General features: G+C 42.2%; 10 protein-coding genes, 1 tRNA gene and 1 pseudogene. 3 read left to right on the top strand and 9 right to left on the bottom strand.

The features are described from left to right. The 8 genes and pseudogenes from B4033_RS11960 to cysS form a co-directional block, all read right to left on the bottom strand. A pseudogene (locus B4033_RS11960) lies at positions 1-1,057 on the bottom strand (TolC family protein); the annotation flags it as partial. A 140-nt stretch (positions 1,058-1,197) separates the two neighbouring features. Then, the gene (gene lptB, locus B4033_RS11955; RefSeq protein ID WP_076753411.1) at positions 1,198-1,938 is read right to left on the bottom strand and encodes an LPS export ABC transporter ATP-binding protein; all 741 of its coding nucleotides are present in this window, start codon (positions 1,936-1,938) and stop codon (positions 1,198-1,200) included. Beyond that, positions 1,938-2,504 carry a lipopolysaccharide transport periplasmic protein LptA gene (gene lptA / locus B4033_RS11950; RefSeq protein WP_004812577.1) on the bottom strand — a complete coding sequence of 189 codons (567 nt, stop codon included), beginning with the start codon at positions 2,502-2,504 and terminating at the stop codon, positions 1,938-1,940. Before lptA ends, lptB begins: the two co-directional genes overlap by 1 nt. Beyond that, positions 2,488-3,036, bottom strand: coding sequence for an LPS export ABC transporter periplasmic protein LptC (gene lptC / locus B4033_RS11945; RefSeq protein ID WP_286834248.1), 549 nt, complete (start codon positions 3,034-3,036; stop codon positions 2,488-2,490). Before lptC ends, lptA begins: the two co-directional genes overlap by 17 nt. A 33-nt stretch (positions 3,037-3,069) precedes the next feature. Next, positions 3,070-3,609, bottom strand: coding sequence for a KdsC family phosphatase (locus B4033_RS11940; protein ID WP_008305404.1), 540 nt, complete (start codon positions 3,607-3,609; stop codon positions 3,070-3,072). Between the two features lie 3 nt (positions 3,610-3,612). Next, on the bottom strand, positions 3,613-4,590 hold the full coding sequence (locus B4033_RS11935; protein ID WP_103800991.1) for a KpsF/GutQ family sugar-phosphate isomerase: 978 nt from the start codon (positions 4,588-4,590) through the stop codon (positions 3,613-3,615). Positions 4,591-4,864: 274 nt separating this feature from the next. After that, positions 4,865-4,940: transfer RNA gene (locus B4033_RS11930), tRNA-Gly, on the bottom strand. A 65-nt stretch (positions 4,941-5,005) separates the two neighbouring features. Then, a complete protein-coding gene (gene cysS / locus B4033_RS11925) occupies positions 5,006-6,427 on the bottom strand; it encodes a cysteine--tRNA ligase (protein ID WP_286834244.1) in 1,422 nt (473 codons plus the stop codon). A 230-nt stretch (positions 6,428-6,657) separates the two neighbouring features. Here cysS and B4033_RS11920 point away from each other — a divergent pair, with 230 nt between their 5' ends. The 3 genes from B4033_RS11920 to B4033_RS11910 are packed head-to-tail and all read left to right on the top strand — an operon-like array spanning position 6,658 to position 7,834. Next, positions 6,658-6,936, top strand: coding sequence for an IS3 family transposase (locus B4033_RS11920; protein ID WP_034675292.1), 279 nt, complete (start codon positions 6,658-6,660; stop codon positions 6,934-6,936). Beyond that, positions 6,843-7,664: an IS3 family transposase gene (locus tag B4033_RS11915; protein ID WP_286834252.1), complete on the top strand. Its 822-nt coding sequence runs from the start codon at positions 6,843-6,845 to the stop codon at positions 7,662-7,664. Before B4033_RS11920 ends, B4033_RS11915 begins: the two co-directional genes overlap by 94 nt. An 11-nt stretch (positions 7,665-7,675) precedes the next feature. Beyond that, positions 7,676-7,834 carry an IS3 family transposase gene (locus B4033_RS11910; RefSeq protein WP_228152979.1) on the top strand — a complete coding sequence of 53 codons (159 nt, stop codon included), beginning with the start codon at positions 7,676-7,678 and terminating at the stop codon, positions 7,832-7,834. A gap of 11 nt (positions 7,835-7,845) precedes the next feature. On the opposite strand, the gene B4033_RS11905 is transcribed toward B4033_RS11910, so the two are convergent. Next, a complete protein-coding gene (locus tag B4033_RS11905; protein ID WP_286834241.1) occupies positions 7,846-8,379 on the bottom strand; it encodes a BapA/Bap/LapF family prefix-like domain-containing protein in 534 nt (177 codons plus the stop codon). Positions 8,380-8,385 lie beyond the last annotated feature (6 nt).

The following is an 8,385-nucleotide window of genomic DNA, read 5'->3' as shown; positions in this document are numbered from 1 at the left end:
AAATGAGGACACGCCCTAATGGTAGGATAAGTATTTAACCTGGCCTGCTCCTTTTGCGAACGTGCAACTTCCACGCCAGCATGTGCCAACATCAACGTTGGAATACTGGTAAATTCAGGCTCCTGGTAAAGTCCGGCCTGTTGAATCAGACTATCCGGAATTTCCCACTCTACATTGGATATATCAAAGCCGAGTAAAGTACGCAGTTTTTGTTGATATTGACGTAACTGGGTTTGTTGCACAATCAGGTTATTCTCTGCAGCTTCCAGATTGGATTGGGCCTGAATCGGATCGGCCTGACTGCTGATCCCGGCTTTGGCTCGCAGATTGGCAATTTCCGCAATTCGTGCAATCCCTTGTTTCTGCTGCTCGGCAATCTTGGTGATTTCCTGATAGCGCTTGATATTGACAATGGCATCTGCCACTTCAAGTGCAATCTGATCCAGGCTAACTAAAACCCGTGCCTGCGCTTCGGCAAGCTTGGCTTCTTCAGTGGTTACGCTGGATTTTACTTGCCAAAATCATATAGCATTTGGGTCGCATTCAGGGAAACTACCTGACGACCGCGCTCACCCTTGGTTAAATCTGCTGTTCCAAATCCACCCAAAATCTGTGGATAGTATTGTGCCTTTGCGACATCAATATTGGCAGCCTGAGAGGACAGCGAAGATATACTTTGTGCAATCTCGGGACGACGCTGAACTGCTGTAAGTACAGCATCCTTGAGATCAATGCGTCTGGGAATGCCCATCGCTGGAATATTATTGTGGGAACGAGTACCATTCTGAAAACCGCCTACTTGGGGCAACTCCTGAACACGTGAGGTATCCAGCTGATAATTACTCAAATCCCGCAGAGCAACCGTATGTGAGGATTTCACAGGTTCAGGGGAGAATAGTTTACTGACCCCTTGTTTGAATCCCTGAAAATATCCCTTTTCCGTATCTGCCGCATAAACCTGAGACATTTGCAAAGGCAATAAAAAGGCGATAAATACCCTTTTTTTTCCCTGTAAATTACCCCGAAGTTTATTAATTTTTTTTGCTTGCAATAGCATGATTATTGGTGTCGTTTTTAAACTAACTATATACCAAACATATTTTAAAATTGATGATACTAAAATATTTTCGACGAAAAAATCCCACACAACAACGCTAAAGTTGACTGTGTGGGCTTGATTAAGGTAATAAAGCCGAATTACACGGTAAAGTCATCACCCAGATACACTTTTCTAACAGTTTCATTATTCAGGATTTCTTGTGGTGTACCTTCTGCAATCACTGCACCTTCACTGACAATATACGCATGCTCACAGATTGCCAAAGTTTCACGCACATTATGATCAGTAATTAATACCCCAATACCACGATCTTTCAAGGTTGTGATAATGTCTTTAATATCTCCGACAGAAATCGGATCGACCCCGGCAAAGGGTTCATCAAGTAGCATGAATTTTGGATCAGCTGCCAGCGCACGGGCAATTTCCGCACGACGACGCTCACCACCAGAGACACTCATGCCCAGAGAATCTTTGATATGGGTAATCTTAAAGTCTGCCAGCAATTCTGCTAGGCGCTGCTGACGCTGGGCTTTGGTCAATTCCTTACGGGTTTCAAGAATCGCCATGATATTTTCAGCAATGGTAAGCTTCCGGAAAATAGAAGCTTCCTGCGGCAGATAACCAATCCCTTTACGGGCACGTTCATGCATGGCCAAATCTGAGAGATCCAGATCATCCAGATATATTTCACCTTTATCCATACGCACCAGACCAACCACCATATAGAAACTGGTGGTCTTACCTGCACCATTCGGTCCAAGCAAACCAACGATCTGACCACTTTTCATGCTGAAGGATACATCCTTCACCACCCAACGTTTACTATAGTTTTTCGCCAGATGTTTAATGGTTAAAGTTTGAACCTTTGATTCAGCCATTAGTCACGTGCTCCCGGGAAGGATTTAGAACTGGATGGTGGAATCACAATCTGTACACGACCTGAAGAGGAACCAGTTTTATTTGGCGTACCGACAGCTTCAATATCACCCTTATTCATGCTGTATCGAAGCGTATTACCACGGATACTGGCCCCATCCTGTTCCAGGAAGGCATTACCTGTCAGGGTAATAATACCGGTATCAGCATTGTAGACAATCTTCTGTGCCTGACCTTTCGCAATTCCTTTAGCAGCATCAATCTGTTGCTGGAAACGTGCAGGACTGCCATTTGCTGTAATCGTGCTGATTTGCTTCTTGCTATTCAGGTTCGCCACAATTGAGTTTGCCTGAAGTTTCATGGTCCCTTGCTCAATAATGACATTACCGGTATAAGTTGTGATACCGGTACGCTCATTAAAAGTTGCGCGGTCAGCTACCAGTGAAATAGGCTGCTGGCGGTCTGAAGGAATTGCCAATGCTGCGAGTGAAGTAAACCCGAGCACAGCAGCAAGCGCAGTACGCTTCAGGAAAGTAGTCGTCATTTTAGGTTTAAGAATTTGGTTCATACTTTCCTCGAATATTAAAAAATTCGTATTGCCCGTCATTTAGATTTGCCTTCAAGCCCTGACTGATAAACTCAGCTTGTGGAGTCGTTACTTCTACAGCTTTATCCGTTTCAATTTCTCGTGTTTTAGGGAAACCTGTTAACTCTTCTGTCTTGAACTGAAGCTGACCATCTTGCAGAATCTTGGTTGCTACCACCTGCTGAGAAAGGATCACTTTAGTATTATCCTCGTACCCATTCACAAGTTTGGCATAAAAAGTAGAATCTACTTTGCCATCCTTGTACATAGAAGCATTCATATTTTCCAGCTTCGAGGTTCTTTTCTGCATATCCTGCTCGAGTCGATCGACTTGAGCACGAACAGCCAGCTCACCTTTTTCATCGGTCTGCGTCAAATTAATATTTTCAGCCGTGGATTTCATACTGCGTGCAGCATCTACCTGAAGCTTATTGCCACTTCCACTGAAATAATAATAACCACCACTTATGGCTGCGAGAATAATCGCGGTTACGTATAAAACTTTAGTATCCATAAGCAGTGTACTTAATCCAGAACGTATAGTTGATTAATATGGCGCACGAGTAAACTTTTCAAGTAATTCTTGGTAAACACCTTTAGACATTAAAAGCATGTCACAGATCTCGCGCACTGCACCACGACCACCCATCGCCTGAGTCACCAGATCGGCACGACGACGTACTTCGACATGACCATTTGGAACTGTCACTTTCATGCCAGCAATCGCAAAAGCTGAGAGGTCAGGCCAGTCATCGCCCATATACAGGCAATCTTCAGGATCGATATTCAACTGAGCGCAAGCTTCTTTGAGGGCAACGCCTTTGTCTTCACGTCCCTGATAGACTAGGTCTACCCCTAAATCAGACATACGTTTTTGTACAATATTACTTTGACGTCCAGTGATGATAATCACTTTAATTCCAGCCTGCTGAACCAGCTTCATACCCAGACCATCACGAATATCAAAGGATTTGATCTCATCTCCCGTATTGGTCAGCGTAACAAAACCGTCACTTAGAATCCCATCCACATCAAGCACCAGTGCTTCAATATGACGTGCCTGCTCTAATAATACATAAGATGCCATCTATTAATTTACCCCAGCCTGAATCAGGTCATGCATACTAATTACACCAATGACCTTATTGGCATCATCAACAACTACAAATTGATTAATTTTACGTTCATTCATACGTTCTAGCGCTGCTACAGCACGTACTTCCTGAGAAATCGTCAGAGGATTTTTGATCATCACTTCCTGGATCGGCAGATTGACATCAAAACCTTGCTGCTTATCAATCAATCGGCGCAAGTCCCCATCCGTGAAAATACCCAACAGAACATCATTTTGATCGACAATTGTGGTTAAACCTAGGCGTTTATTTGAAATTTCGTATAAAACTTGATTCATCGGTGTATCTGGTGACACTTTCGGCAGTTCTGCACCAGTATGCATCAGGTGTTTAACATGCAGTAATAAGCGTTTACCAAGTGCTCCGGCCGGATGTGAAAGGGCAAAATCGTCAGCAGTAAAACCACGTGCATCTAGCAGCGCTACAGCCAGAGCATCGCCTAACACCAGAGTCGCTGTAGTACTTGAAGTTGGTGCCAGACCCAGTGGACAAGCCTCTTGCAGATTACCCAAAGTTAAAGCGACATCGGCATTTTGTGGCATAGGGCCTTTGTCGTCACCACTAATGGTAATTAAAGGAATTTCCAGACGCTTGATCAGAGGCATCAGCATCATGATTTCATCACTTTTGCCTGAGTTTGAAATGGCAATCAGTACGTCACCCGGTACCAGCATCCCAAGATCACCATGCCCTGCCTCGCCCGGATGCATGAAGAATGAAGGCGTACCCGTAGATGCAAAAGTCGCGGCCATTTTGCGGCCAATATGCCCGGATTTCCCCATCCCGGTAATCACCAGACGCCCCTTACACTGCAGGATAATTTCACATGCCTGACTAAAACGCTCATCGATTTGGGCAGCTAAAATCTGTAATGCATGTTCTTCGATACGCAAGGTTTCAAGTGCAACTTTCTGGAAGTCTATTTGATTTGGCATATTTGGTGGGTTCAAAGTAGGTTTACCTTAACTCTATACAGAGTTGACTCAGTCTAGCAAAAAATAATTTTCGCAATTTTATCATATCTATGCAAATGTCAGGTTTCAAAATGTAGAGCTTTTCATAAAACTTAGACAGAATGTTTTGAAATTTTTTCTTCAATTAGCCTGTAATTGCTCCTATTTAAATCATGTAATTTAATAAAGAATTTATTTTTATATTTTGATTAGGCAATAAAAAACCCTAATCTTTCGATCAGGGTTTTTTGAATTTTGGAGCGGGAAACGAGACTCGAACTCGCGACCCCAACCTTGGCAAGGTTGTGCTCTACCAACTGAGCTATTCCCGCAATATGGGAGTGAATTATAGAGAGTTTCTGCTAACTGTCAACTCTCTATTGATTCAACTGCCGAATTAATCAGCACGACGCCATACAGTTCCTTGACGGGTATCTTCCAGCACCACCCCTTGGTCTAATAAAGACTGGCGGATTTCATCGGCACGAGCAAAGTTTTTCTCTTTTTTGGCATCTTTACGTTGCTGGATCAGATCTTCAATCTGCTCTTCAGACAAGCCTAAAGCTTCCTGACCAATATCAGACTTCAGGAATTCATCGACATTGTGCTGTACCAGACCCAGAATATTGGTGAGATGGCGCAGAGTAGAATAATAAACAGTAGCCTGCTCCTGATTCTGATCTTTTACTGCACGGTTCAGCTCTTTATTCAGTTCAAACAATACAGTAATGGCTTCTGGGGTATTGAAGTCATCACGCATAGCTGTATTGAAGCGCTCAACAAAGTTTTGATCCAGAGTTTCAACCAGTTGTTCGCCATATACTGCTTGATAAGTTTTGAAAGAATGATAGAAACGCATCAGCGTATTTTTCGCTTCTTTTAAAGCTACATCTGAATAGTTCACCGGGCTGCGGTAGTGTGAAGATACGATAAAGTAACGCACTACTTCTGGATGGAATTTTTCAATCACATCACGGATGGTGAAGAAGTTACCTAAAGACTTCGACATCTTTTCACCATCGACATTGATGAAGCCCGCATGCATCCAGTAGTTCACATATTGTTCACCTGTCGCTGCTTCAGATTGTGCAATCTCGTTTTCATGATGAGGGAAGCTTAAGTCAGCACCACCACCATGAATATCAAAATGGTTGCCGAGGCAGCAAGTTGACATCGCAGAGCATTCAATATGCCAGCCTGGACGACCATTACCCCACGGAGAGGTCCAAGATGGTTCGTTTTCTTTGGCGTGTTTCCAAAGCACAAAGTCAAACGGGTGTTTTTTCTCAACTTCAACGTTAACACGCTCAGAAGCACCGGCTTGCATATCTTCTAGCTTACGACCTGAAAGACGACCATATTTGGCAAATTTTTCAACTTCGAAATACACATCACCATTCTTGGCTGGATATGCTGTGCCGTTATCGACAAGGGTACCAATCATATTTTGCATTTGATCGATATAGTCGGTGGCTTTTGGTGCAGCATCTGGTGCAAGACAGCCTAACTTGGCAAAGTCTTCATTCATCGCATCAATAAAACGGCTGGTCAGTGATGAAATGCTTTCACCATTTTCATTGGCACGTTTAATGATTTTATCGTCAATATCGGTGATATTGCGTACGTATTTCACCTGCCAGCCCTGACTGCGCAGGAAACGGATAATATAGTCGAATGCAACCACTGTACGTGCATGTCCGATATGACAGTAGTCATAAACCGTCATACCACAGACATACAGATCAATCTGACCCTCTTTACGAGGCACAAATTCTACTTTTTTACGTTGCTCTGAGTTATATAGAACAAATGGTTGCATAGGTCTTCTAGAATGCTTTTAGAAATGATGGCTCATCTTAACCTAAGCATTATTTTTCATAAAGTTTTAAGATATGTTTTTATAAAATTAGCAAATTCATTAATGAATTTAAGAATTAAAAAAAAAGACCAATATCTAACCAGTCTTTTTTTACTCGCAGTTTTAGTGAATAGCCACCGATTTTGTAGACACCTTTTAGTTAGATAAAATGGCTAATTAACGAGGTGCTTATGAGCAGTAAACGATACCCTGAAGAATTTAAAATTGAAGCAGTAAAGCAAGTTACTGAGAAAGGTCATAGTGTGGCCGAAGTTGCTGCACGTTTAGGAACCACCACCCATAGTCTGTATGCCTGGATCAAACGTTATGATCCACAGCAACCCAAGATAACAGAATCTAATGATCCAAGTGCAGAATTAGCAAAGTTAAAAAAAGAGCTGCAACGAGTTACAGAAGAAAGAGATATTCTAAAAAAGGCCGCGGTGTACTTCGCAAGCCAGTCCAAATGAGGTACGCCTTTATTCAGGACAATCAGCACATATGGCCTGTTCGTCGTTTATGTTCAACTTTAGATGTGCATCACAGTGGTTATTACGCCTGGTTAAAGCAACCCACCAGTAAAACTGCGAGGAAACGGCAACAGCTTTCAGGACTGATTAAACAGTTCTGGCTGGAATCTGGTGGAGTCTACGGCTACCGCAAGATTCACTGTGATTTGAAAGATATTGGTGAAAGTTGCGGGATTAATCGAGTACATCGGCTCATGAAGGCGAATGGTCTTAAATCGCAGCGTGGTTATCGTAAACCTAGAGCTCATGCTGGTGTTCCGGCTGTCGTTGCCGCAAACACTTTAGACCGACAATTTAATCCAACTCAGCCCAACCAGCTGTGGGTGACTGACATGAGAAGCGCTACTTCGCAAGATATCCGCACTCATGAAGGGTGGCTATATCTCGCAGTAGTGATTGACCTGTTTTCACGTCTTGTTGTTGGCTGGTCTATGAAATCCAGAATCACGGCAGATCTGGTTTTAGATGCGTTATTGATGGCTTTGTGGCGAAGAAACCCAAAGAACAAAGTCCTAATCCATTCTGACCAAGGCAGCCAATACACCAGTCATGAATGGCAGACATTTCTCAAGCATCATAATCTTGAAAGTAGTATGAGTAGACGACTTGCGCAGTATACTGCTCATGCCATGGCAATGCTGTTGCAGAAAGCTTCTTCCAGCTATTAAAGCGGGAACGAATTAAAAAGAAAATCTATGCGACCAGGACTGAAGCAAGGTCGGATATCTTTGAATATATTGAGATGTTCTACAATTCAAAACGCAGACATGGTTCCAATGGTCAGCGTTCTCCATTAGATTATGAAAAGGCCCATCAAAAGATGATTATGTGTGTCTAGAATTTTGGTGGCTATTCATTATCCTGATCTGTTAAGCCTGTAGGTAAGTCTACAGTGACTTCAACCTTATCATCTTGAACTTCTTCTTTATTGATAAATGAATCACCATTACCGATGATAACATCCTGAGGCTTTTTCACTTTTGTTACTGCTTCTGATGATCCGCTACCCCCGCTACCTCCTGCAGCACCCGCAATTAAACCAACTCCACCAAGCGCTAAACCAACAAATGGCCAAACACTTACAAATGAACTTTCTGACTGCCCATATAATAATGGTTCAATTTTATCTATAGGGTTATAAGTAATTGTTTTAAAATCAAATAAAAATAATTCTGCTTGCTCATTTCTAAAAACTAGCGAGCTTTCTTCTATATCAAAATTATCAACTGCTATTTTTTCACCGTTCTTTAAAATGATTACCGCCTGATTATTTAGATATTCAATCTTTTCTATATCTTCAACTTTTACATCTATTAAGACAATGGAGCTATCAGTTAATTCAATTTTATGTAAATAATTTTTTATTAAATAGACCTCTTTCATAAATCA

Origin of the sequence: Acinetobacter sp. UBA3132, from assembly GCF_002364825.1 — a bacterium.
Taxonomy (GTDB): domain Bacteria; phylum Pseudomonadota; class Gammaproteobacteria; order Pseudomonadales; family Moraxellaceae; genus Acinetobacter; species Acinetobacter schindleri.
The sequence above is the reverse complement of the archived record's forward strand: the minus strand, read 5'-3'. Positions and strand labels throughout refer to the sequence as shown.

What these genes read in the sequence shown, in the direction of transcription:
- lptB (WP_076753411.1), bottom strand. Translation starts at nt 1,938, where the DNA reads ATGGCTGAATCAAAGGTTCAAACTTTAACCATTAAACATCTGGCGAAA.
- lptA (WP_004812577.1), bottom strand. Translation starts at nt 2,504, where the DNA reads ATGAACCAAATTCTTAAACCTAAAATGACGACTACTTTCCTGAAGCGT.
- lptC (WP_286834248.1), bottom strand. Translation starts at nt 3,036, where the DNA reads ATGGATACTAAAGTTTTATACGTAACCGCGATTATTCTCGCAGCCATA.
- B4033_RS11940 (WP_008305404.1), bottom strand. Translation starts at nt 3,609, where the DNA reads ATGGCATCTTATGTATTATTAGAGCAGGCACGTCATATTGAAGCACTG.
- B4033_RS11935 (WP_103800991.1), bottom strand. Translation starts at nt 4,590, where the DNA reads ATGCCAAATCAAATAGACTTCCAGAAAGTTGCACTTGAAACCTTGCGT.
- cysS (WP_286834244.1), bottom strand. Translation starts at nt 6,427, where the DNA reads ATGCAACCATTTGTTCTATATAACTCAGAGCAACGTAAAAAAGTAGAA.
- B4033_RS11920 (WP_034675292.1), top strand. Translation starts at nt 6,658, where the DNA reads ATGAGCAGTAAACGATACCCTGAAGAATTTAAAATTGAAGCAGTAAAG.
- B4033_RS11905 (WP_286834241.1), bottom strand. Translation starts at nt 8,379, where the DNA reads ATGAAAGAGGTCTATTTAATAAAAAATTATTTACATAAAATTGAATTA.